General features: G+C 67.5%; 17 protein-coding genes. All 17 read right to left on the bottom strand.

Features of this window, described 5'->3' with window-relative positions:
• Positions 1-122: 122 nt before the first annotated feature.
• On the bottom strand, positions 123-2,093 hold the full coding sequence (locus NYE40_RS03950; RefSeq protein ID WP_101808529.1) for an ABC transporter ATP-binding protein: 1,971 nt from the start codon (positions 2,091-2,093) through the stop codon (positions 123-125).
• Positions 2,086-3,810, bottom strand: a complete 1,725-nt coding sequence (locus tag NYE40_RS03945; protein ID WP_101808528.1) for an ABC transporter ATP-binding protein — start codon at positions 3,808-3,810, stop codon at positions 2,086-2,088. Before NYE40_RS03945 ends, NYE40_RS03950 begins: the two co-directional genes overlap by 8 nt.
• Before the next feature lie 661 nt (positions 3,811-4,471).
• The gene (locus NYE40_RS03940; RefSeq protein WP_101808527.1) at positions 4,472-4,960 is read right to left on the bottom strand and encodes a GrpB family protein; all 489 of its coding nucleotides are present in this window, start codon (positions 4,958-4,960) and stop codon (positions 4,472-4,474) included.
• A gap of 1 nt (position 4,961) precedes the next feature.
• Positions 4,962-6,122, bottom strand: a complete 1,161-nt coding sequence (locus tag NYE40_RS03935; protein WP_101808526.1) for a phosphotransferase — start codon at positions 6,120-6,122, stop codon at positions 4,962-4,964.
• Positions 6,123-6,386: 264 nt separating this feature from the next.
• Positions 6,387-7,088, bottom strand: a complete 702-nt coding sequence (locus tag NYE40_RS03930; protein WP_028600088.1) for a DUF4166 domain-containing protein — start codon at positions 7,086-7,088, stop codon at positions 6,387-6,389.
• Between the two features lie 169 nt (positions 7,089-7,257).
• Positions 7,258-8,496, bottom strand: a complete 1,239-nt coding sequence (locus NYE40_RS03925) for a DoxX-like family protein (RefSeq protein ID WP_228551250.1) — start codon at positions 8,494-8,496, stop codon at positions 7,258-7,260.
• Positions 8,489-9,025 carry a DCC1-like thiol-disulfide oxidoreductase family protein gene (locus NYE40_RS03920; RefSeq protein ID WP_084137487.1) on the bottom strand — a complete coding sequence of 179 codons (537 nt, stop codon included), beginning with the start codon at positions 9,023-9,025 and terminating at the stop codon, positions 8,489-8,491. The genes NYE40_RS03925 and NYE40_RS03920 overlap by 8 nt, the downstream gene beginning before the upstream one ends.
• A gap of 1,001 nt (positions 9,026-10,026) precedes the next feature.
• The gene (locus NYE40_RS03915) at positions 10,027-10,824 is read right to left on the bottom strand and encodes a response regulator transcription factor (protein WP_153782782.1); all 798 of its coding nucleotides are present in this window, start codon (positions 10,822-10,824) and stop codon (positions 10,027-10,029) included.
• Positions 10,821-12,389, bottom strand: coding sequence for an ATP-binding protein (locus NYE40_RS03910; protein ID WP_153782781.1), 1,569 nt, complete (start codon positions 12,387-12,389; stop codon positions 10,821-10,823). Before NYE40_RS03910 ends, NYE40_RS03915 begins: the two co-directional genes overlap by 4 nt.
• A gap of 301 nt (positions 12,390-12,690) precedes the next feature.
• Positions 12,691-13,068 carry a sensory rhodopsin transducer gene (locus tag NYE40_RS03905; protein ID WP_028600087.1) on the bottom strand — a complete coding sequence of 126 codons (378 nt, stop codon included), beginning with the start codon at positions 13,066-13,068 and terminating at the stop codon, positions 12,691-12,693.
• Between the two features lie 156 nt (positions 13,069-13,224).
• Positions 13,225-14,475: a rhamnogalacturonan acetylesterase gene (locus NYE40_RS03900; protein WP_153782780.1), complete on the bottom strand. Its 1,251-nt coding sequence runs from the start codon at positions 14,473-14,475 to the stop codon at positions 13,225-13,227.
• A 97-nt stretch (positions 14,476-14,572) separates the two neighbouring features.
• Positions 14,573-15,412 carry a carbohydrate ABC transporter permease gene (locus tag NYE40_RS03895; RefSeq protein ID WP_028600085.1) on the bottom strand — a complete coding sequence of 280 codons (840 nt, stop codon included), beginning with the start codon at positions 15,410-15,412 and terminating at the stop codon, positions 14,573-14,575.
• Positions 15,413-15,415: 3 nt separating this feature from the next.
• A complete protein-coding gene (locus NYE40_RS03890) occupies positions 15,416-16,321 on the bottom strand; it encodes a sugar ABC transporter permease (RefSeq protein ID WP_028600084.1) in 906 nt (301 codons plus the stop codon).
• Between the two features lie 205 nt (positions 16,322-16,526).
• Positions 16,527-17,819, bottom strand: a complete 1,293-nt coding sequence (locus NYE40_RS03885; protein WP_028600083.1) for an ABC transporter substrate-binding protein — start codon at positions 17,817-17,819, stop codon at positions 16,527-16,529.
• 151 nt (positions 17,820-17,970) lie between these two features.
• Entirely contained in the window at positions 17,971-19,623 is a 1,653-nt protein-coding gene (locus tag NYE40_RS03880) for a response regulator (protein WP_101808523.1), read from the bottom strand.
• Positions 19,598-21,406 carry a sensor histidine kinase gene (locus NYE40_RS03875; RefSeq protein WP_228551249.1) on the bottom strand — a complete coding sequence of 603 codons (1,809 nt, stop codon included), beginning with the start codon at positions 21,404-21,406 and terminating at the stop codon, positions 19,598-19,600. Before NYE40_RS03875 ends, NYE40_RS03880 begins: the two co-directional genes overlap by 26 nt.
• Positions 21,407-21,641: 235 nt before the next feature.
• Positions 21,642-22,589, bottom strand: coding sequence for a ribose-phosphate pyrophosphokinase (locus NYE40_RS03870; protein WP_028600080.1), 948 nt, complete (start codon positions 22,587-22,589; stop codon positions 21,642-21,644).
• Between the last annotated feature and the right edge of the window lie 90 nt (positions 22,590-22,679).

Below are 22,679 nucleotides of genomic sequence, written 5' to 3'. Positions count from 1 at the left end.
CAAAAGAGAAGAGGCCTGAGGCGGTCGGAGAAACAGAGCCCATGGGCCGAGTCGTCTCCCCTTTCCGCAACGACCAACAGCCGTCCCGGCAACCCGGGACGGCTGTTTCTCTATTGGCCTCGTCACTTGAAAGAGCTGCGCTTCGGACCGGAGCCGGCGGCTTGCACGTCCGCCTCTGCCGCCTCCGACACCCTCGACCCCGCCGACTCGCTGGCGCTGTCGACCGACTCGCCGCGCTGCGTGCTGCGGTACAGCTCGGCGTAAAAGCCGTCCTGCGCCAGCAGCTCCTCATGCGAGCCGTGCTCCAGCAGGCGGCCGTCCTTGAGCACGAGGATGCGGTCCGCCTCGCGGATCGTGCCGAGCCGGTGCGCGATGACGAAGCTCGTGCGGCCCTGCATGAGCCGCTGCAGCCCTTCCTGGATCTTGATCTCCGTCACCGTGTCGATGCTACTCGTCGCCTCGTCGAGCACGAGCATGGACGGATCGGCCAGAATCGCCCGCGCGATCGCGAGCAGCTGGCGCTGGCCGCTGCTGATGCCGCTGCCGTCCGCGCTCAACCGCTTGTCGTAGCCGCCCTTGAGGCGCACGATGAAGCTGTGGGCGTTGGCCAGCTTGGCGGCCTCCTCGACCTCCGCGTCGGTGGCGTCCAGCCGGCCGTAGCGGATGTTCTCGCGGATCGTGCCCTCGAACAGGAACGAGTCCTGCAGCACGAACGCCATCTGCGAGCGCAGGCTGTCCCGCCGGATCGACGCCAGGTCGCGGCCGTCGAGCGTGATCCGTCCCTCCGTCGGCTCATAGAACCGCGACAGCAGGTTGATGAGCGTCGTCTTGCCCGCGCCGGTCGGACCGACGAGCGCGATCATCTCGCCCGGCCGAGCCGTGAAGCTGACGCCGGAAAGGATCGGCTTGCCCTCGTCGTACGCGAAGCCGACGTGCTCGAACCGCACTTCCCCCAAGACGCGCTCGATCGGCTGCGCCGCGCCGTCTTCCTTTTCCTCCGTGTCCTCGTCCATGATCTCGAACACCCGCTCCGCCCCCGCGATCGCCGACAGCAGCGTGTTCCACTGGTTGGCCAGGTCGTTGAGCGGCCTCGTGAACTGGCGGGAATACTCGGCAAACACGATGATCGTGCCGACCGTGATGACGTCCCGCGTGGCGAGGATGCCGCCGATGCCGGCGACGATGGCGAAGCTGAGGTTGTTGAGGCTGTTCATCACCTTGGGGATGAAGCCGGAGATCGTCTGCGCCCAGAAGCCGGCGGCGCGGATGCCTTCGTTGCGCGCGCGGAACTCGCCCTGGACGCGCTCCTCCTGGGAGAACGCCTTGATGATGCGCTGGCCGGACAGCGTCTCCTCGATGTAGCCGTTGAGCTCGCCGAGGCTGCGCTGGCGTACCTTGAACAGCGGGCCGGTGCGGCGGGTGATCCAGCGGATGCCGATGAACATAAGCGGCACGACCGTGAACGTCAGCAGCGTCAGCAGCGGGCTCAGCCACAGCATGACCGAGACGGTGCCGACGAGCGTCAGCACGCTGGAGAAGATCTGGATCGCCGAGCTGTTTAGCGTGCCGCTGACGTTCTCGATGTCGTTGGTCAGGCGGCTCATGATCTCGCCCTGCTGGCGCCGCCCGTAGAACGGGATCGGCAGCCGGTGCAGATGCGTGAACAGGTCGGTCCGCAGCCGGTACACCGTCTCCTGCGCGATCGAGATCATCCAGACGTTGTGCGTCCAGGAGACGGCCGAGGTCAGCACGTACACCCCACCAAGCAGCAGCAGGAACCATCCCCATGGAAAATCGGGCGCGTTCGCCGCGCCTTCATCGAGATAAAGGTCGACCGCCTGGCCGACGAGGTACGGCCCGAGCAGCGCGAGGCCGGAGCTGAGCGCGACGAGCGCCAGCACGGCCGTCAGCTTGAGCTTGCGCTCCGCCAGGTAGCCCCATAGCCGCCGCAGCGTGCCGGACATGTTTTTCGCGCGGGCCTTGGGACGCGTGCCGCCGCGATGGCCGCCGCCTTGCGCCGCCTCCGGCATGGAGGCGGCAGAGTCTGTCTCCGGCTGGGGGACGCGGAACGGGTCCAGCCATCGTTCACGCATGGCGCGCCTCCTTTCCCGCTTGCGACTCCACGATGCGGCGGTACAGGCCGGAGCCGCGCAGCAGCTCCGCATGCGCGCCGGACGCGATCAGGCGCCCTTCGTCGAGCAGCAGGATGAGATCCGCCGAAGCGGTCGATGCGATCTTCTGGGTGATGAGGAATGTCGTGCAGCGCAGCGCCTCGAGCTCGCCGAGCAGCGCGGCCTCGGTCTTGACGTCGAGCGCGCTCGTGCTGTCGTCGAGGACGAGCAGCTGCGGCTCGCGCACGAGCGCGCGGGCGATCGACAGCCGCTGCTTCTGGCCGCCGGACAGGTTGACGCCGCGCTGGCCGAGCCGCGTCTCGTAGCCCTGCGGCAGGTTCAGGATCGTCTCGTGCAGCTGGGCGGCGCGGGCGGCCTCGGCGATCTGCGCGTCGGTCGCCTCCGGGCGGCCCCAGGCGATGTTTTCGCGCACCGTGCCGGAAAACAGCACCGCTTCCTGCGGCACGTACCCGATGCTCCCGCGCAGCGAGCGCACGTCGAGCCGGCGGACGTCGGTCCCGCCGACGCGCACCTCGCCCGCGTCCGCGTCGTACAGCCGCAGCAGCAGCTGGGCGAGCGCCGACTTGCCGGAGCCGGTCGCGCCGAGGATGGCGATCCGCGAGCCGGCCGGCGCGCGGAACGAGATGTCCTCCAGCGTCGCCCGGTCGCTGTCCGGATAGGTGAAGGAGACGTTTTTGAATTCGACATCCGCGCCGGCGAGTCGCTCGACGCCTGCGCGCTCGGCGCTGGAGGCGGCGTCTCCCGAGCGCAGCACCTCGCGGATGCGGCCCGCCGAGGCACCCGCGCGCGAGAACATCGCGGCGATCCACGCGAGCATGCTCATCGCGCCGATCGTGCGCAGCGCGTAGTTGACGACGGCGACGGTCTCACCCTCGGTCGCCGTGCCGGAGGCGATGTCGAGCCGGCCGAACCAGAGGATCGCGAGGATCGCCGCGTTGACGAGCAGCATGATGAACGGCAGCGTCGTCTCGGTCAGCCGCAGCGCGCCGACGGTGCCGCGCATGAGCTCGCCGCTCGCCTCGCGGAAGCGGCGGTTCTCCTGGTCCATGCGGACGAAGACGCGGATGAGGCGGATGCCGGTCAGATTTTCCTGAATGACGCCGTTGACCCGGTCAAGCCGCTGCTGCACCAGCTGGAACAAGCGGCCCGCGCGCCGGATCATCCACCAGACGAACAGCAGCAGCGGCGGCACGCTCGCCGCCAGCATGAGGCCGAGCTTGAGGTTGACGACCATCGCCATGATGACGCTTCCAGCAACGACGAGCGGGATGCGCGTCATGAAGCGCAGCGCCATGAAGATCGTCTCCTGCACCTGGCTCACGTCGCCGGTCAGGCGGGTGATGAGCGAGGAGGAGGCGAAGCGGCTGAACGTCTCGAAGGCGAAGCCTTGCACCTTGGCATAGAGCCGCTCGCGCAGGTCGTAGCCGAAGCCTTGGGCGGCGTAGGCCGCATAGTAGGAACCGATGATGCCTGCCGCGAACGCCAGCAGCGCGCCTCCGGCCAGCACGCCGCCCCACATCCAGACGACGCCGGTGTCGCCGGCGCGGATGCCCGCGTCGATGATGCGCGAGATGATGAACGGCTGCGAGAGCTCGACGGCCAGCTCCAGCAGCATCATGAAGAGGGCGACGCCGGCCGACAGCCGGTACTTGCCCAGCGATGACAGAACCTTGTCCATGAGTCGAGTGGTGCACCTCCCAGATGATGGTCTCTATGCTACCAGTATACCCCAACTCTATCTTAGAAATAAAAGATTGGCGGCGGGCTTGGCGGCAGGCTTGGCCTTAGGGATGGCGCTTGGCTTGATCGGTTCTTCGCCTATTGGCAAGAAGGAGCGAGCGGTTACCGGCGCGGCGCGCTGCCTTGCCCGTCCAGTCCGGATGCGAGGACGGGCTGCGCGGTTCGGCGGACAGGTTTTGGAGGCATGGAAAAAATCCAAGGCAGATTTGTGCCTTGGATTGGGCCGTTCGGCGGGATTCCGGCGGATCCAGGGCAGGTTTGTGCCTTGGATCGGGCTGTTCGGCGGGATTCCCGGGGATCCAAGGCAGATTTGTGCCTTGGATCGGGCTGTTCGGCGGAATTCCGGCGGATCCAGGGCAGGTTTGTGCCTTGGATCGGGCTGTTCGGCGGGATTCCCAGGGATCCAGGGCAGGTTTGTGCCTTGGATCGGGCCGTTCGGCGGGATTCCCAGGGATCCAGGGCAGGTTTGTGCCTTGGATTGGGCTGTTCGGCGGGATTCCGGCGGATCCAGGGCAGATTTGTGCCTTGGATCGGGCGTTCGGCGGGACGTAGGAGGGCACGGTGCTCCTAGACGAAGGGCATATTCTTTCGCCCGAAGACTAATTCGCCCCCCTACCCAAAATTTCCGCGAAAAACGCCGCCTTGGCCTCGCGGTACTCGTCCATGCTCTCGCCGTCGAACCGGAGCTTGAGCGCGTCGTACCGCTCGCGCAGCTGCGGATCGGCTGCCAGCGCGTCCCGGAGCCGCGCGAAAAAATCCATGTCCGACCCGATCGCCGTCAGCTGCACGCCGAGCGGCGGATCGGCGTCGTCGCGCTTGAACGAGCGGAAGCTCTCCGTCCGGCCGCTGCCCTCGTTTTCGTCGTAAAGCCGCTCCAGCGCGGCCTCCGCCTCCGCCATCCGCTCCAGCGGCACGCGCACCTGCAGGTCGAGGTCGCCCTTGGTCCGGCTGCCCGGCACCGCCGTGCTGCCGATATGCTGGACGTCCGCGTCCGGCAGCAGCTCGCGGATGCGGGCGGCTTCCCGGCGGAAGGCCGCCTCCGCCCGCTCGAACAGAGCCGGATCGCGGCTCAGCGACATCCGCTCCATGTCAGTCCCTCCGTTCCGATGCCGCCTTGGCCGCCGGAGCCGGCTGTCCCGCCGCTTCGGCCGCCAGCGCGCGGAAGTCAAGCTTGGAGATCGGCTCGCCGGCGACGATGCGGGCGCGGATCTCGGCGATCCAGTCGGCCATGCGGCCGACCTTTTCCGACTCGTCGAGCTTCTTGGCCAGCACGGTGTAGAGGACGAGGTCCCGCATGCGCATGAACAGCCCGATCCGGTCCAGCCAGTCCAGGTCCAGCTCATGCTCGGAGGCGTAGCCTTCGTAAAAAGGCTGGAAAAACGCAGCCGCGTACGCCTCCCGCTCGACCTCCGGCAGCTGCTGCACCGCCGCTCCGCCGAGCGCGTAGTAGAGCGGGATCGCCAGATCGTGCACGAACCAGTTGTACTCCGCGTCGTCGAAGTCGAACACCGTCAGCTTGCCTTCATGCGCGTGGAAGTTGCCTTGGTGGATATCGCCGTGGATGAGGCCGTAGCTGTCGTCCGCAAGCGGCAGCCGCCGCAGCTCCTCCAGCACCTCTTCGAACCGGTCCAGCAGCTCCGGCTCGCCGGCCAGATACTGGCCGCGGCTCACGGTCAGCTCCTCCTCATGCCAATGATGGCGCGGATGATGAGCTTCATACGAGGCGCTGGCCCGATGCAGGCGACCGGTGACGGCGCCCCACTCGCGCACGAGCGCCGGATCCCAGCCGTCCGGCCCGGCCGCGGCGCGGGCGCCGGGCGCCTTGCGGAAGCGGCTGGCGTAGAACCGGCTGCCGTCCGCAGCCTCCAGCGGCACGACCCACTCGCCGGAGAGCGCGGGCTCGCAGGCGGCGACGTCCGCTTCCAGCCCTGAGGCGGCCAGATGGCGCAGCCAGCGGAGCTCTTCCTCCACCTGCTCCGCGCTGCGGTGGCTGCTGTGGGTGAGGCGCAGAATCGCCGGATCGCCCTCGCGATCCTCCAGCTCGAAGAGGTAGTTTTCGAAGTCGCCCAGCTTGCGAGGCTCTCCCTGCAGGCCGAACGCCTCGGCGGCGCGGGCGAGGATGTCGGGGGTGAAAAGGATGGATACGCTCGCTTCCATGAACAGGTCTCCTGTCGTTTTGGGATGGGAAAAGCGGCTGCCGGGGGCGGCGAGGCCGCATCGAACCGGACCGTAGCGCGGCTTTCCTTCCATCGTAAACGAACTCCCCTTCCAGCGGAAGAGGAGCTTCAGGGCAAGAACGGTTATAGCGGAAAGAGCGGAGCGAGAGCAGCCGAGCGACAGGCTGAGCGAGAGTGGACAGAGCGGGCGAGCGGCGGGAGAAAGGTCCAGATCCGCATACGGAGAAACAAGAGCCGGCGGAGCATCCCTTTCAAAGGAGGAGGGCCTTGGGACGGCAGGCGCCCGGCCGGCAGACCCGCTCCAGGCCGGATCAAGCCGGCGGCTGCGCCCCGTCCGCTACTCGCGCCCCTCGGTCCTCCGCGGCAGGACGTCCGCCGGCGGCGGCTCCTGGCCGACCTCCAGCAGCTCGCCGGCAAAGCTGCCGTCGTAGCGGAACACGTCGCCGAGCAGCGGATTGCGCACGCGCACCTCGATGCGGAAGCGGCAGGCGCGGTCGTCGTACCACTCATGCACATCGGCCGCGCCGGTCAGCAGCTCCGGGAAGCGGAAGCCGAGCCAGCCCTCGTAAAAGCGCTGCGCGCCCGAACGGATGCGGATGCCGCCCCACTCCGACGGCTCCGCCTCGATGTCCACCGCCAGATGCTGGCGGTTGCCGAGATAATCGACGATGCAGCCGCGCTCGCGGCTGTAGATCATCGTCGCGTCGAAGCGGCGCTCCTGCCGGCCGAAGCGGAATGAGCGGATCCAGGTGACCGTCTCGCGGCCGAAGCGGTCGCGGTAAGCGTAGTTGCGGATCGTGAACGGCACGTCGCAGCCGCTTTGCGGAAACATGATATGGCGCGTCGTTCCGATGCAGAGCGGAAGCGCGGCCAGCCGATTATGCCACACCTCGTGCATGACTCCCGTGCCGAGCGCGGCGAGGCCGGAGCGGCTGTGCAGCGAGAAGCGCTCGCGGATGCGAGGATGCAGCTCCGCGAAGCGGGCTCCGAGCGCCTGCTCATAGATGGAGCGTGGGGCTTCGTCCAGGCCAAGCGGCATGCGGTCCGCCGCGGAGGCGGCGGGCGGCGCGGGCGGCAGCTGCAGAGCGGAAGCGCCGGCAGGGCTTGAACGGCGGAGAACGCTCGCGGATGCGGAAGAAGCGAAGCCGCGAGGCGTGATCGAGGCTGCGGAAGAAGCGAAGCCGCAGGGCGTGATCGAGGCGCTGGAATCAGCGGGAGGACGGATCATCGAAAAGGCTCCTTTCGAAGTCGAGTGGGATGTCAGCGGCACCGTGCGATCCGTCCGCGCCCGAACGCGAGCGGAGCGGCGAATCGGCATCCGCTCGGCGCCGAGCCGCTTCCGATGCGGACGGCGGCTGGCGGCGGCAGCGGCCGGCGCGCGGGACGAAGGGCTGCGCCAGCAGCGCGGCCGCGCTCAGGCCGAGCATCGGCAGCGTCAGCGTGAGCGCGCTGAACGGCTCGGCCAGCTGCTCCGGGCGGGATATCAGCGCGCCGGCGGCAAGCGCGGCGAGCAGCACGCCCTGCCAGCGCAGCAGCCGGGCGGAGCGGCCGAGCAGCAGCGCCGCTCCAAGCGCCGCTTCGCCGAGCCCAAGCGCGGCCAGCGACATCCGGGCCGCCTCCGGCGAAAAGCCGAGGCCATGCAGCAGACGCAGCTCCTCCGACGACGGCAGCAGCAGCTTGGGCACGAGGCCTTCGTACAGCCACAGCCCGGAGAGCAGCGCCAGCGATACGGCGTACACGAGCGCGAGGCGCAGCGTCAGCTCGGGCGCCCAGCCTTTTTCGAGCCAGAGGCGGAGCCGGTCGAAGCTCCAGGCGGTCGCCCAGCCCATGAGCGGGCGGAAGACGAAGCGGTCCAGCAGCCGGCCGGACGCGCCGAAGCGGGTCGAGTACGTGTAGCGCGTCAGGAAGCGCAGCTCGCCGGGCCGCTCGCCCGGCTCGTACCGCCAGAAGCCGGCGCCGCTGCGGATGAGCGACAGCCTTTGCGGTGATTGGAACTGCAGCGCGGATACCCGTACGCCATCCGGACCGGTGCGCTCGCGCGTCGCGCCGCTGCCCCGGATCGCCAGCCCGAAGCCGATGCGCGTCGTGTAGAGGAAGCGCTGCGCTTCGCCTTCCTCGCGCGGGAGATAACGGATCGAGCTGAAGCGCAGGTCCCAGCGCTCATGCTGCTCCGGCTGCTGCGTATGCCGCCAGAGCTCCTCCATCGTGCAGCGCATGGCCAGCTCGACGTATACGGGCTTGCCAACGGGTCTGCGAGCATCGGCGGACGGCTCCGGCCGACCGGACTGCTTGCGAGACTCCGCCGACGGTTCCACCTGCTCCGGCTGGCGGCCGGCTTCCGCTGGCGGCTCCGGCCGACCGGACTGCCTGCGAGCCTCCGCCGACGACTCCACCTGCTCCGGCTGGCGGCGGGCTTCCGCCGCAGCCTCTATCTTCCGCTCACGCATCTTTTCCGCCTCCCGTCTCCGATGCCGCCGCAGCATCCTCTCTCACCGCCAGCCGCTCCTGCCCGAGCCGAAACGTCCGCGCCTGCTCCATGCCTTGCAGCAGCCGGCCGCTCAGCTCGCGTCCTTGCTCCACGGAGCAAGCTGCTCCGTGCACGCCGATCGGCGCGCCGACTCCAGTCAGCCGGCCGAGCCGATGCCGCACGGCGGCGATGCCGGCGTAAGCGGCGTCGCGCAGCGGCCGCGGCACGAGGCGAAGGGCGCTCAGCAGCGGCCACCCCCCGTCCAGCAGCCGGAACAGCTCGAGCGAGGCGGACGAGCGCGCGTAGGCGCGCCCGTCCTTCAGCAGCACGAAGCTGTCCGTCCGCGCTCCGTCGAGCCCGTGGCCGCGCAGCAGATACTGCCCCTCCTCCGACTGGAGAGCGGCGAAGCGAAGTCCGCCCGCGCGCTCTCTTTTGGCCGCGAAACGAGCCAGCCCGCCGCATAGCGCGCACTCCCCGTCCACCAGCGCCACCGCCTCGATCGGCCTCATGCGGCTCCCTCCCTTCGCGGGACGGCTGTCCGTGGTCGTCCCTGATCTGCCATCATCGTACCGCTGCGGCTGCTTTCGCGGCAGGCCCCAGTTTCATAGGCCCTCTGCCGCTGCGCCTCCACTCCGCGTCCCGGCGGATGCGGCTCCCGCTTCAAGGCTGCGGCATGACGGACTCCGGGACAGCCCGCCAGAGACCCTCCACGCCAAAAAAACCGCTGCCGCTTCCTTCTTCCACACGAACTCCGTCTCGCTTCTGGCTTCTGCAGAGAGCGTTTGGCGGGACACGGACTCCTTTCCTTTACTGTCCATGCCCGCTCCCCCCTCCGTCCCGTCTACATGCCCGTATGCTCGATTTTTCCGAGTCGTTCCGCCAGTTCGCCTGCATGCCGAGCTGATCGCGCAATTTGTCCGCTACCTTATCCACTCTTCATTCGTGGGTCGTATTGGAATTCCGGCCTCATGAACGTTCCTCATCGCTGGCGCAGGCCATGGTCCCCCAAATCATGCAAACGAGGGGAGCGGAACGAGCCGATGCCTTTCGTAGAAGCGACAGAGAGGTCCTCTTGGAAGTCGGATGGCCTTCGCCTGGGACGTCGGAAAATCCGGGCATCCGGCTTCCAGTGGAACCGGAGAAAGGCTCGGCTTGCGCAGCGGGCTAACCTTTCGGATCATTGAACATGGTGCTGAGGACGCTGCGCTGCCGACGAACCGCGCTCCTTAAAGGCAAAAATGACGTTAGCACGCGCTCATGCCGACAAACCGCGCTCCCTAAAGGCAAAAATGACGTTAGGATGCGCTGATGCCGACGAACCTCGCTCCCTAAAGGCAAAAATGACGTTAGCACGCGCGGTTCTCGTCAAAAATACCCGCTTCAAGGCTGCGGCATGACGGACTCCGGGACAGCCCGCCAGAGTCCCTCCACGCCAAAAAAAGCTTGCCAGGCGCAAGCCTTTCGATTCATGCGCTCCTCGCGCCTCTGATCCTCCGCCGAAACGAATCTCCTACCGCTGCTCGCCGCCGTCCGGCTCGCGGTCGTCGCCCCGGCGCAGCCGGCGCACGGCCTCGCGGCTCGAGCTCGCGCCGAGCTTCTTGAGGATGCGGTTCACCTGGTTCTTGAGCGTGCTCTCGCTCTTGAACAGCTTCCGCCCGATCTCGGCCTGCGTGCGGCCATCCTCGATCAGCTCGAACACCTCGCGCTCGGCCGGCGTCAGCGGCTGCAGCCGTTCCTCCCGCTTCAGGCGGCGAAATTCCTTGAGCAGCGCCTGCATCGGCGCCGGACGGCGCACCGCGTCGCGGATCGCGGCCGGCAGGTCCGCGTAGCGGCTTTTTTCCACATAGCTCGCCGCCCCCGCTCCGAACGAGCGCGTCATCATCGCTTCGTCCCCGACCGAGGTCAGCATGACGATCGGCACCTCGCGCAGCTCCAGCAGGTCGGCCGCGACCGCGATGCCGTCCCGCATGCCGTCACCGAGCTGGATGTCCATCAGCACCGCGTCGAAGTCGAGCGAGCGGGCCGCCTCAAGCGCCTGCTCCGGCCCCGCCGCCCAGCCCGCCACTACCAGGTCAGGCTCCGCCTCCAGGTACAGCGTCATGGAGCGCACCCACTCCGGGTCGTCCTCGACGATCAGCAGCCGGATCGACGCCGCATTATGCCGCTTCCCGTCCGGCTCCCGCACGGCGCGGCCGTACTCGCCCCGGCACTCGCCCCGGTCCGCGCCTCCGTTCCCGGATTCCCGCTCCCGCGCTTCCTCCGCCGCTTCTCCGCCTGTGCTCGGGGGCCTCGCCTCCGAATCTCTCATCGCCGCTCCTCCTCTCCGCCCTGCCTGCCGAGCTGCGGCAGCCGCAGCTCCGCCCTCGTGCCGCCGCCCTCCCGGCGCTCCAGCCGCACGCTGCCGCCCGCCATCCGCATCGCCTGATGCGCGTAGGACAGCCCGATGCCGTAGTTCATGCGCCCGCTCTTCGTGCTGTAGAACGGCTCGAACGCCTGCGCCAGCCGCTCCGCCGCGATGCCCTCGCCCGTATCGTCCACCCGGATGAGCAGGCGCCGGCGCTGCCGCTGCGCGTTCACGACCGCCTCGCCGCCAGCCGGCGTCGCTTCGATCGCATTCGCGAGCAGATTAACGAGCGATTCCTCCAGGTGAAAAGGATCCGCCAACGCCACCTCCGGCACGCCCCCGGACCGGACGCTCACTTGAACGCCCCGGGACGCGGCGAGCGGAGCGCTCCGCTCCGCCGCGCGCGCCAGCAGCTCGGGCAGCCGCACCGGCTCCGCCTGCCAGCGGATCGCTTTCAGCTGCGTCTGCAGCCGCTCCACCGTCTCCAGCATGCGGCCGGCGGAGCGCTGGATCTGCTGCAGCTGCTCGGCTCCGCGGACCGCCGGCTTCGATGGCGGAGGCGCCGACGCCGGGGGAGGCTCCGCTGCAGGAGCCGCGACTGCAGGTGCAGGGTCTGTGCCGACGGCTGCAGGAGCAGCCGGCTCCTTGGCGGCATCCCCGCGCTCCAGCTCCCGCCGCAGCAGCTCGGAGGCGAGGCTGATCTTGCCCAGCTCGTTTTTGAGCGAGTGGTTGAGCATCGACGCTCCGAGGCCGGCGGCGCGCATCGCGCTCTCCAGCGGATCTCGCTCCAGCCGCAGCCGGATGCCGAGCACGCCGTACAGGAACAGCCCCGCCGCCGCGGCGCCCATCGAGAAGACGATGAACAGCGATACATACCGGAAAAAATCGAAGTCCGGCGAGATCGCCCGCCCGACATTGATCAGCCCGAGCACCGCGAGCAGCGTCGGCACCATGATGACGGCCATGATCGCCCGCGAGCGCCGCTTCAGCGGATGCGCCTCGCGGCGCACGGCCAGGATCATCGCGGCGCATGCGGCAAGATAGTACGGAGCGGTCCAGACGAGCAGCAGCCCGTAATGGGGACCGCCTCCCCGCAGCAGCGCCTCGCCCAGCGACACTAGCGGCGGCAGCAGCAGGATCAGGGCGACGAGCGGGCTGGCGCCGCCATTCGCGACGCGCCATCCGCTTCCGCCGCTCGTCCCGCCCGTCGCGACGCGCCATCCGCTTCCGCCGCTCGTCCGGCCCGTCGCGACGCTCCGTCCGCTTCCGCCGCTCGCCCCGCCCGTCCCGGCGAGCAGTCCGCTCCAGACGAGCGCGAACACGAGCACCGCCCACGGCGTCAGGCAGGCGTTGAGCAGCTCCAGCGCTCTTGCTCCTGCGGGCTGGCCCGCCCGCTCCAGCCAGGAAGCGGCGCCGCCCAGCGAGGCCAGCGCCAGAAACGCCGCCGCCCAGCGGCTCTCCGCCTCGCGCGGCCGCGCCAGCAGCGCCGCCGCTCCGGCGGCCAGCAAGGCGAAGAAATAGATGAGCATCGCGGCGCCTCCTCTCCCCGGCGAAGTCTGTCCCGGCTCGCAGCCTTCTTCCCGCTGCGGAATGCCATAGATTTACTTTACCGAGCCGGCGGCGGATAGACAAGCGAGCATCATCGTTTGTACGATAAATCGCACAAAACGATCCCTGCGTTCGCCAGACGATCAAAATCGGGATGATCCATCATACAGATCAAGCAAAAACAGACCGCCAGCACCTCGAAGGTGGGCGGTCTGCTTTTGCTGCCGGCTTTATGAGATCAAAGCGAACGCTGTCCTCCACGCGCCAGCATCCCCGCCCGGCTCAGCTCCGCTCCAGCGGATGCGCCATGACGCTCATGAGCGCGAGCTCCGGCTGCGTCGAGTCGAGCCGGCTGTACTGCACGACGACCGGCACCGAGCTCGCCACGGTGACGGCGTAGGGCACGCCCGCGGGAATGCGCTCGCCGCCGCTGGCGAGGCCGGCGGTGCGGATATGGCGGGTGCGGCGGCCCGGCACCGTCTCGACGATGCCTGCGAGCGGCTCGCGGTCCTCGAAGTAGACGGTCAGCTCCAGCTCGGCCGGCTCGTCGCCGGCATTGAGCACGCAGATGCTCTCGTGGCTCTCCAGCGACCCGCTGCTGAGCGGCGGGATGTAGCCGTCCGGGATGATCCAGCTGCGGCTGCCTAAAGCTTGGGACATGATGGCTCCTCCTGTCGGTTGTCGGTTGTCGGATGTCGGATGTCGGATGTCGGATGTCAGCGTCGGCGACGACGCGCCTGCCGCTTTCTTTTCGACGCGGGCTGGAACGGATCCTCCACGGTCCACGGCCGGCCGGCAGCGGACTGCACGCCCGCGTCAAATGGAGCCCGGGCCCTCCGCGCTCTCGCGCAGGTACATGGCCAGCGGCTGCAGCCGGAGCCGGCGGATCTCCGCCGCCACGAGGCCGGCGAGGCGGACGGCACCGCGCTCCTGGAAATGCGTGTTGTCGCGCGTGCCGGATGGGTGGTTCAGCGACTCGCCGGGCAGCAGCCACATGAAGTCGTCCTTGGTGCCTTCGGGACCGGCCGCCTCGAACAGCTCCCGACTGAGCTCCGCCAGGTCGATCAGCGGCACGCCTTCCTCGGCGGCCAGCTCGCGCATCGCGGCCGGATAGTCGCCATGCGTATCCCGCAGCCGTCCCTCGGCATCGAAATCGCGCCGCTGCATCGACGTGACGAGAACCGCATGCGCCTGCCGCTCGCGAGCGCCGCTCACATAACGGCGCAGCGTGTCCTTGTAGCTGCCGAACGGCTCGGTGAACCGCTCGGCGTCGTTCTTCTGGTCGTTGTGCCCGAACTGCACGAACAGCCAGTCCCCCGGCTTCAGCCGCTCCAGAATCGCCTCCAGCCGCCCCTCGCGAATGAAGCTGAGCGAGCTGCGCCCTGAGACGGCGTGGTTGTCGACCGCGACGTCATGCTTGAACCGCGCCGGCAGCGCCTGTCCCCAGCCGAAATACGGATAGCCGGACGCCGGCTGGTCGCAGACGGTGGAATCTCCGGCGAGAAAAAGCCCGACCGCCTGAGGAGCCGGCGTCACGGTCAGCTCGCACAGCCGCGGCGCCTTGCCGGACAGCCGCAGCCGCAGCCGGCCGCCCCGCACGGCCGCAGCGAACAGCTCCTCGGCGTAGACGCCCGCCGGACGCTCCAGCAGCGGCAGCACGAGGCTGCCCTCGCCGAGCCTCACGCTCGTCGACGTCGCATGCCGCTCGTCGCCGCAGCGCACTCGGACGTGATAGATGCCGTCCGGCACTGCCACGGCGAATACGGCCTGCGCCGGAATCAGGATGCCTTCGCCGCCGGGCCGCAGCCGCTCGTGCACAGTCGAGCCCGGCTCGAAGCCCCAGCCGCGCTCGTCGCTGTAAGCATCGTCTGCCCGCACCTGCGCCGCGCCCGGCGGCGGCTCGCCCGGCCCGAAGGCGAAGCGCAGCTCCGCCGCGCCCCGGCCCGTTGCCGGCGGCTCGGCGGCGCTTGCTTCGGGCGCTTCGCCCGCTTGCCGCCTGGCGCCCTCGACAGGCGCAGCTCCGTCCTGGCGCGCCCCGGCGTCTCCATCCGGCAGATCCGCGTTCATCCTTGCCGCTTCCTTTTCCATGCCGCTCATCCCTTCGTTCCGGCTTCTCCATCCGGCAGCTCCGCGTTCGTCCTTGCCGCTTCCTCTTCCATGCCGCTCATCCCTTCAGCCCGCTCGTCGCCATGCCCTGCACGATATGCTTCTGGAACGCGAAGAACAGGGCGATGACCGGCACGAGGCTGACGATCGACATCGCGAACATCGCGCCCCAGTTGGACGTCGACTCGCTGTCGAGGAACATCTTGAGCGCCATCGAGACGGTGTACTTGTCCGGAGAGTTGAGGTAGAGCACCGGACCGAGCAGGTCCTCCCACCGCCAGTAGAAGGAGAAGATCGCCGCCGTCGCCAGCGAGGAGCGCAGCAGCGGCAGGATAATCCGGGCGTACAGCCGCAGCTTGCCGCAGCCGTCGATCGTCGCCGCCTCGTCAAGCTCGCGCGGAATCGTGCGGATGAACTGCACCATCAGGAAGATGAAGAACGGGATGCCGAAAAACTGCGGCACGACGATCGGCGCGATCGAGTTGAGCCAGCCGAGCTTGGTGAAGATGACGTACTGCGGCACGAGCACGACGTCATGCGGCAGCATGAGCGTCACCATCATGAGCGCAAACCACAGGTTGCGCCCGCGGAAGCTCAGCCGCGCGAAGCCGAAGGCGATGAGCGAGCTCGACAGCACCGCTCCGATCGTCGACAGCACGACGATGACGAGCGAGTTCCAGATGTACGTCATGAACGGGTAGCCCGCGGTTCCCTTCCAGCCGTCGGCGTAGTTGCTCCACACCCACTTGTCCGGCAGCAGCGACTCGGCCGTGACGAAGATGAGCCGGCTCTCCTTGAAGCTGCTCATGAGCATCCACAGCACCGGATAGAGCATGAGCACGGCCAGCGCGATGGCGAACAGATGATAGACGGGCCATTTGATCGTTTTCCAGGCCATCGGTCAGCGCCCCCCTTCCGACTCGTAGAACACCCAGTACTTGGAGACGAAAAACAGCACGGCGGTCATGATGCCGACGATGATCAGCATGACCCACGCCATCGCCGAGGCGTAGCCCATGTTGTTGAACATGAACGCCTGGCGGAACAGGTACAGCGAGTAGAGCATCGTGCCGTCCATCGGGCCGCCCTCGCCCTTGGAGATGATGTAGGCGGGCACGAACGTCATGAAGGCGCTGATCGTCTGCATGATCAGGTTGAACAGGATGATCGGGCTAAGCAGCGGCAGCGTGATCCGGAAGAAGCGCCGGGCCGGGCCCGCGCCGTCGACGCCTGCGGCTTCGTACATTTCCGGCGAGATGTTCTTGAGGCCCGCCAGGAAGATGAGCATGGACGAGCCGAACTGCCAGACGGAGAGCGTGACGAGCATGCCGAGCGCCGCGTTCGGATCGCCGAACCAGCTGACCGGGCCGAGCCCGATCGCGATCAGCGCGCTGTTGACGATACCCTCGCTGCCGAAGATGTTGCGCCACATGATCGATACGGCCACGCTGCCGCCGATGATCGACGGGAGGTAGAACAGCGTGCGGTACGTCCCGATCAGGCGCGAGCCGTTGTTGAGCAGCATCGCGATGAACAGCGCGAACATGAGCCGCAGCGGCACGCCGACGAAGACGTACAGGAACGTCACGCGCAGGGAGTTCATGTACTTGGGATCGCCAGTGAACATCTTGACGAAGTTGTCGAGCCCGATCCAGCGCGGAGCGCTGAACAGGTTGTAGCTCGTGAAGCTGAGGTAGAGCGAGATGAACATCGGGATCAGCGTGAAGGCCAGGAAGCCGATGACGAACGGGCTGATGAAGGCATAGCCGGTCAGATCGTTGCGGAGCGCGGTGTTTCGCTTGAGCATGGTCTCTCTCCTTTCTCATCCGGCGGCGGAAGCCCGGCGGGCCGGCAGCGGGCGCGGGGCGCGCAGGCGCCCAGCGTCCCCGCAGAGGAGAAAAGCCGCCCGGACGGCGGCTTCTCCCCTCAAGCCCTTGCTCCCCCGTCCCGCAGCGCGCCGCTCCGGTTCGGGGAAAGCCCCGCTGCTCGCAGCGCCGCGGCCGGACGTTTCTCTATTTGTTGGCGGCGAGCACTTCGCTGGCCGTCTTGCGGAACGAGGCCGCGGCCTGCTCCGGCGTGATGCGGCCGAAGTTCAGCTCCTCGATGAGGTCGGCAAGCGCGGCGATCACTTCCGGCGAGCCGGTCGGCGGCGGCGGGCTCATCGGCGAGGCTTTCGGCTCCATCTCGGAGACGAAATCGAACACCTGCTTGACCGGCTCGTCGAGCTCGCCGGCGATCGCTTCCTTGATCGCGGAGCTGATCGGCACGCCGCGCTCGCCCTTGATGATCTTGTTCGCCTCGACGTCGTTCACCCAGAAGTCGATGAACTTCGCCGCCTCCTCCTTGGCCTTGGAGTTGTTCGTGATCGCCCAGTACATGCTCGGCTGCATGTAGATGCCCTTCTCCATGTCCGGCCCCATCATCGGAGCCAGGGCGAGCGGGCGGGCGGCGGCCTTCTGCAGGCCGACGAACTGGTTGGACCACTGGAAGACGCCGATGCCGGTGCCCTTCACGAGGTCGGACTCCTCGAGGACGCCCTTGATCTGGTTCAGGTAATCCGGCGAGCGCAGCGCTTTTTCCTTGACGAGATCCGCCTGGATGCGGAAGAAGTCCGTGAACAGCTTGTCGTCGTCGTAGCCGAGCGCGTTGCCCTCCTCGTTGTAGAGCGTCTCGCCCTTCGTGCGCAGGTAGTAGTTGAAGAAGATGTCCGGCGCGAACCCGGAGTCAAAGTACAGCCCCTTGGAGCCGGTCTGCCGGGCCATCTCCTCGTACTTCTCCCACGTCCAGTCGGCCGGGATGCTGTCGATGCCGCCCTTTTTCAGCAGCTCCGGATCGTAGTGGAAGCCAAGCACGTTGACGCCGATCGGGATGCCGTACTGCTTGCCGCCCAGCAGGCCCGTGCCGAGCACGCTCTCGCTGACGTCGCCGACCTGGATCTGGTTGTTCAGGTACGGCTCGAGCTCGGCGAGCTGGCCGTTCTTGGCGTATTGGCTGATGTAGGAAATGTCCATCTGCACGATGTCCGGCAGCTGCTTCGCCGCCGCTTGCGGAGCGAGCTTTTTCCAGTAGTCGTCGAAGGACGCGTACTCCACGTCGATCTTGACGTTCGGATGCTTGCTCGTATACAGGTCGATGACCTGCTGGGTATAGGCGTGGCGGGAATCCGAGCCCCACCAGGCGATGCGCAGCGATACGGGATCGTCTGCGGAGCCGCCGGCCGGCGCGTCGTTGCCGGAGCTGCAGGCGGATAGGGCTGTAGAGGCGAGCGTAACGGCGGCCAGCAGGCCGAGCATTCTTCTTTTCATCGCATGATCTCCCCTTGGTTGGCAAGTCGGAAGCCGAAGGCGCTGCCGGCTCGGTCGCTTGCCCGCCGGCTGTCAGCGCTTTCTTTCTTCCCTTGGCTCTATTGTCTCAAGTCCGGCTTGCTCCCGGAATCCAAAAAGCAGAGCCATCCCGTTAAAAATCAGAGGGGCATTTTTTGAACTCGCTCGGCGTCCGTCCCGTCCATTTTTTGAACACCTGGCTGAAATAAGGCGCGTTGTCGCCGAAGCCGAACCGCTCCGCCAGCTCGGCGACGCGCGCGTCTCCGCCGCTGCGGATATGCCGGCACGCCTCGCGGATGCGATGCCGGTTCAGGTAGGCGGAGAAGCTCTCCCCGGTCGCCTTCTTGAACATCTTGCCGACATAGTCGGCGTTCATGAACAGCTGGCCGGCCGCGACCGCCCCGAGCGTCAGGCCGGAATCGGCGTAGTCCTGCTCGATAATCGCGATCAGCCGCTCGACGGCCGACGACTGGCGGCTCAGCGTCAGGCGGTGGTAATGGTCGGCGAGCCGCATCGCGCTGTCCGTGACGAACTCGCCGAGCCCGGCGAGCGTGTCGATGCCGGACAGCTCCGCCGCCCGCAGCGTGAACGCCTCGGCCTCCGCCTCGGGGCAGACGCGGATCATCGCCGCATACAGCTGCAGCACGCAGGAGCGGGCCGCCGGCAGCGCCGCCCGCCGCTCCGCCAGCTCGCCGAGAAAGCGCTCGATCTCCAGGCGCGCCTCGTCCGCCAGGCCGGAGCGCAGCAGCAGGCAGAGCCGCTCCTCGTCCGGCTCCGGCAGCGCCTCGGCGCCTTGCGCCGCCGGCAGGTCGCTGCGGACGATGAGGCTGTCGTCGCCGACGTAGAACCGGTGCGCGAGGCACTCCCGCGCCTCGCGATACAGCCGGCGCGCCTCGACCATCCGGCCCGCGCTGCTGAGCGCGGCCGTCGCCTCCAGCTTGTAGAAGCGCCGGAACGTTTCCTGCACGCGGCCGATGCGCGCCTCCAGCTCCGGCGCGAGCCGCTGCGGCGAGCCGGCTTTGGCCTCCTTAACCCGCATCGTCCCGACCGCCTCGACCGCCCCGTCCGTCCCGCGCGCAGCCTCGTCGTCCGGCTCGCCGCCGTCGTCCAGCACGACCAGCAGCGTGCCGTCGATCGTCGTGCTGAGCAGGATGCCGGGGATGAGCTCCGCCGCGATGTTGGACAGCGCGAACAGCTGCGCGTAATCCGGCTCGCCCGCCGGGCTGAGCAGCATGAGCCGCACGGGCCGGCCGTCCAGCTCCATGCCGAACAGGCTCTGGTACAGCGCCAGATCGCGGCTGCCGTAGGTGCGGTTCGTGATGAACTCCTTGAGGAACTGCTCCTTCACATGCGGCAGCATGCGGCGGTAGCGCTGCTCCATCTCCGAGAGGAAGCCGTCCCGCTCGTCCTCCTCCTCCAGCTCCCGCGCCAGCTCCGTCAGCGCCTCGCCGATCTGCTGCTCGCTGCATGGCTTGAGCAGGTAGTGGCGGACGCCGTGCTGCATCGCGCGGCGGGCGTAGTCGAAGTCCTTGTACCCGGTCAGCATCGCGAAACGGATGCGCGGATGCCGCTCCGCCGTCCGCTCCACGAGGCCGAGCCCGTCGAGGCCCGGCATCCGGATGTCGGTCAGCACAAGGTCGGGACGCTCCCGCTCGATCGCCTCCAGCGCCTCGAGCCCGTTGCGCGCCGTTCCGGCGAGCCGCAGGCCGAGCCCGCTCCAGTCCAGCACTTTGGCGATGCCCTCCACGATCAGCCTTTCGTCATCGACCAGCAGCACGCTTCGCATGGCTTGTCTCCTCCCTTTCCTCCGTATAAGGCATGTCCAGCCTGACCGTCGTTCCCTTGCCCTCGGCGCTTTCGATCTCGAGGCTCGCGTCGCCTCCATACGTCAGCCGCAGCCGTTCGGCGATGTTCGCCAGGCCGATGCCTTGACCGCGCGTGCGCACCTCGCCCCGGCGCAGCCGCTCCACGAACTCCGGCGGCATGCCCGGCCCCGTATCGGATACGGCCAGCCGCAGCCGGCCTCCGGACGTGGACGCGCTCACCGTGATGACGCATGGCTCGATCATCGGCTCCAGCGCGTAGTGGACGGCGTTCTCCACGAGCGGCTGCAGCGTCAGCTTGGGCAGCAGCGCCGGCAGCGCCTCCTCCTCCGCCTCCAGCCGGAAGTCCAGCCGCTCCTCGTAGCGGATCGCCTGGATCGTGACGTAGCTGCGCACGAGCTCCAGCTCCTGCTCCAGCGGGAGCAGGTCCTCGGTGCCGCTGATCGAGCTGCGCATCAGATGGCCGAGCGCCTCGACCATCTCGGAGATGCTTCTCTGCCCGTTCATCTTGGCCTGCCAGTTGATCGACTCGAGCGTGTTGTACAGGAAATGCGGATTGATCTGCGCCTGCAGCGCCTTCAGCTCCGCCTCGCGGATCGTCAGCTGCTTGGCGTAGTTCTCGTCGATCAGCTCGCGGATGCGCTGCAGCATCATCGTGAACGTCCGATGCAGGATGCCCGCCTCGTGATGGGACAGCTCCGGCACCGCGCCGAGCGACTGCTCCTCGAGCCGGTCGAGCTGGCCCTTCTCGATCTGCCGCATCTTGCGCAGCAGCAGCAGCATCGGCCGGTTGATGCTGCTTGAAAGCATCGCGCCGAGCAGCAGCGCGGCGAGGAAGATGGCGACGAAGCTGGCCAGCACGATCCGCTTGACCGCGGTCAGCTGGCGGAACATCTCGTCGAATGGCGTGACGTACAAATACGTCCAGCCCATGTTCTTGGACGCCATGAGCGCCGTGAAATACTCGCCTCCGGCATAGGACTCCACGCCGTACGGCTTGCCCTGCGCGGCGGTGCGGGCCGCCTCCGCGGCCGTCAGCGGCATGTCGTCCGCGAGCGGATAGATGATGTCCTTGCCGTCCGTCAGGATGAGGCGCGCCTGGCCCGGGCCCGTATCCATCTGATCCTCGATGATGCGGTCGATGCGCGTCCGGATGATCAGCGTGCCCAGGTTGTCGAACGTCAGGTTCTGCGTCGTGAACGAGCGGATCTTGCGCACCGAGAGCAGCGCCGCCCGCTTGTCCGCGGTCACCTTCCACGCATGCGCCCCGTCCGTCCGCTCGGCGAGCGCGACCAGATCGAGCTGCATGCCGGCGGTGATGCCTTCGCGGTTGCCCGCGGAGATCGGGATGCCGCGCGTGTCGATGAGCAGGATCGAATAGACATCCTTCTCCGATCCGGCATAGCTGATCAGCTGGTCGGCGACCCGCTTGCGCAGCACGTTCTGCTCGTACGACGTCGGCGAGCCGCTCAGCTTGCCGAGCGCCTGCTGGATGACCGGGTCGGCCAGCACGCGGAAGCTGAGTCCCTCCACCTCCCGCAGCCGGTTCTCGATGGCGATCGACGACGTGCCGAGCACCTGCGACGATTTCTCGTAGATCTGGCGGTCGTAGATTCGGAACACATAGCCGAGCACGAGCTGGTAGAACACGAAGCAGCCGATCATCAGCACCGACAGCAGCAGCAGCATCTTGTGATGGATCGACAGATTGTTGTAAGCGCTTCTAATTCGGTTCAGGCGCGGCATGCCGGACCTCCTTCGGATGCGGATGGCGGTCTCGGCCCTAGGCCGAGTTTTTATTAGAAAGTATAGCACGCAAGCCGCCGCCGAGGGCGCGCAGCCGGCATGTTTCCGGATTTTTGCCGGCTTTCGCCGGAAAAGTGAAGCCTCTGCCGAACGCGAAAAGCCCTGCCGCCGGATCGGATCCGGGGAGCAGGGCCTGGGGCGCGGCCGTTCGGGCGCGGACTCGCGCGGCGCGCCGTCAGATGCCGCGGTTTTTGAACAAGGTGGCGATGGAGCCGCCGTAGATGTTGGAGCGGATCGCCTCGGTGAACAGGCCCGCCGTCGGGATGACGGTGAGCTTGTCCGACGGGCTGGCCTGCTGCAGGATCGAGTCGGTGACGACGATCTCGCGGATATGCGGATGGTTGAGCTTCTCCAGCGCGTCGCCGGAGAACAGGCCGTGCGTAGCGGCGATGACGACGTCGCGGCCGCCTTTCTCCACGAGCTTCTCGACGACGTTGAACAGCGTGCGGCCGGTGTCGATGATGTCCTCGATGATGACCGGCGTCTTGTCCTTGACGTCGCCGATGACATGCATCTTCTCCTCGCCGGTATGCGGATCGTGGTTCGTCACGACCATCGCGAACGGCGCATGCAGATAGTTGGCCAGCTTCTCGGCGGTGGAGGCCCGGCCGGCGTCCGGCGAGACGATGACCGGGTTCTCGATGTTCTTGGCGCGGATGTGCTCGGTCAGCTCGTCCAGCGCGGTCAGATGGTCGACCGGGAAGGTGAAGAAGCCCTGGATCGCCGCCGTGTGGAGGTCCAGCGTGATGATCCGCGACGCTCCGGCCGTATGCAGCAGGTCGGCGACCAGCTTGGCCGAGATCGCCTCGCGCGGATGGCGCTTGCGCTCCTGGCGGGCGTAGCCGTAGTACGGCATGATGATGTTGATCGTCTTGGCCGAGGCGCGCTTGGCCGCGTCGATCATGATCAGCAGCTCCATGAAGTTCTCGTTGACCGGATCGGACAGCGACTGCACGATGAAGATATGGCAGGTCCGGATCGGCTCGCCGTAGGAGACGTACAGCTCGCCGTTGTCGAACTGGCTCAGCGTCACCTCGCCGAGCGGCAGCCCGAGCTGCTCGCTGATGCTTTTGGCCAGCGGAACATTGGAGGATCCGCTGAAAATTTTCACTTTATCCGTCATTAGGTATTCTTTCCCTCCCGCGCATTGGATGAGCCTTTGCCCTCATTATAGCCCATCTTCGGGCAAAACTGCAGTCCGCTCGCGGGAAAA

This window comes from Paenibacillus sp. FSL W8-1187, from assembly GCF_037965485.1.
In the GTDB taxonomy this organism is placed as follows: domain Bacteria; phylum Bacillota; class Bacilli; order Paenibacillales; family Paenibacillaceae; genus Paenibacillus_O; species Paenibacillus_O pasadenensis.
Note: the sequence above shows the minus strand (reverse complement) of the source record. Positions and strands in the feature narration are given on the sequence as shown.

Bases quoted from the DNA above. Each gene is read 5' to 3' on its own strand.
- NYE40_RS03950 (WP_101808529.1), bottom strand. From the start codon at position 2,093: ATGCGTGAACGATGGCTGGACCCGTTCCGCGTCCCCCAGCCGGAGACA.
- NYE40_RS03945 (WP_101808528.1), bottom strand. From the start codon at position 3,810: ATGGACAAGGTTCTGTCATCGCTGGGCAAGTACCGGCTGTCGGCCGGC.
- NYE40_RS03940 (WP_101808527.1), bottom strand. From the start codon at position 4,960: ATGGAGCGGATGTCGCTGAGCCGCGATCCGGCTCTGTTCGAGCGGGCG.
- NYE40_RS03935 (WP_101808526.1), bottom strand. From the start codon at position 6,122: ATGGAAGGAAAGCCGCGCTACGGTCCGGTTCGATGCGGCCTCGCCGCC.
- NYE40_RS03930 (WP_028600088.1), bottom strand. From the start codon at position 7,088: ATGCCGCTTGGCCTGGACGAAGCCCCACGCTCCATCTATGAGCAGGCG.
- NYE40_RS03925 (WP_228551250.1), bottom strand. From the start codon at position 8,496: ATGCGTGAGCGGAAGATAGAGGCTGCGGCGGAAGCCCGCCGCCAGCCG.
- NYE40_RS03920 (WP_084137487.1), bottom strand. From the start codon at position 9,025: ATGAGGCCGATCGAGGCGGTGGCGCTGGTGGACGGGGAGTGCGCGCTA.
- NYE40_RS03915 (WP_153782782.1), bottom strand. From the start codon at position 10,824: ATGAGAGATTCGGAGGCGAGGCCCCCGAGCACAGGCGGAGAAGCGGCG.
- NYE40_RS03910 (WP_153782781.1), bottom strand. From the start codon at position 12,389: ATGCTCATCTATTTCTTCGCCTTGCTGGCCGCCGGAGCGGCGGCGCTG.
- NYE40_RS03905 (WP_028600087.1), bottom strand. From the start codon at position 13,068: ATGTCCCAAGCTTTAGGCAGCCGCAGCTGGATCATCCCGGACGGCTAC.
- NYE40_RS03900 (WP_153782780.1), bottom strand. From the start codon at position 14,475: ATGAACGCGGATCTGCCGGATGGAGACGCCGGGGCGCGCCAGGACGGA.
- NYE40_RS03895 (WP_028600085.1), bottom strand. From the start codon at position 15,412: ATGGCCTGGAAAACGATCAAATGGCCCGTCTATCATCTGTTCGCCATC.
- NYE40_RS03890 (WP_028600084.1), bottom strand. From the start codon at position 16,321: ATGCTCAAGCGAAACACCGCGCTCCGCAACGATCTGACCGGCTATGCC.
- NYE40_RS03885 (WP_028600083.1), bottom strand. From the start codon at position 17,819: ATGAAAAGAAGAATGCTCGGCCTGCTGGCCGCCGTTACGCTCGCCTCT.
- NYE40_RS03880 (WP_101808523.1), bottom strand. From the start codon at position 19,623: ATGCGAAGCGTGCTGCTGGTCGATGACGAAAGGCTGATCGTGGAGGGC.
- NYE40_RS03875 (WP_228551249.1), bottom strand. From the start codon at position 21,406: ATGCCGCGCCTGAACCGAATTAGAAGCGCTTACAACAATCTGTCGATC.
- NYE40_RS03870 (WP_028600080.1), bottom strand. From the start codon at position 22,589: ATGACGGATAAAGTGAAAATTTTCAGCGGATCCTCCAATGTTCCGCTG.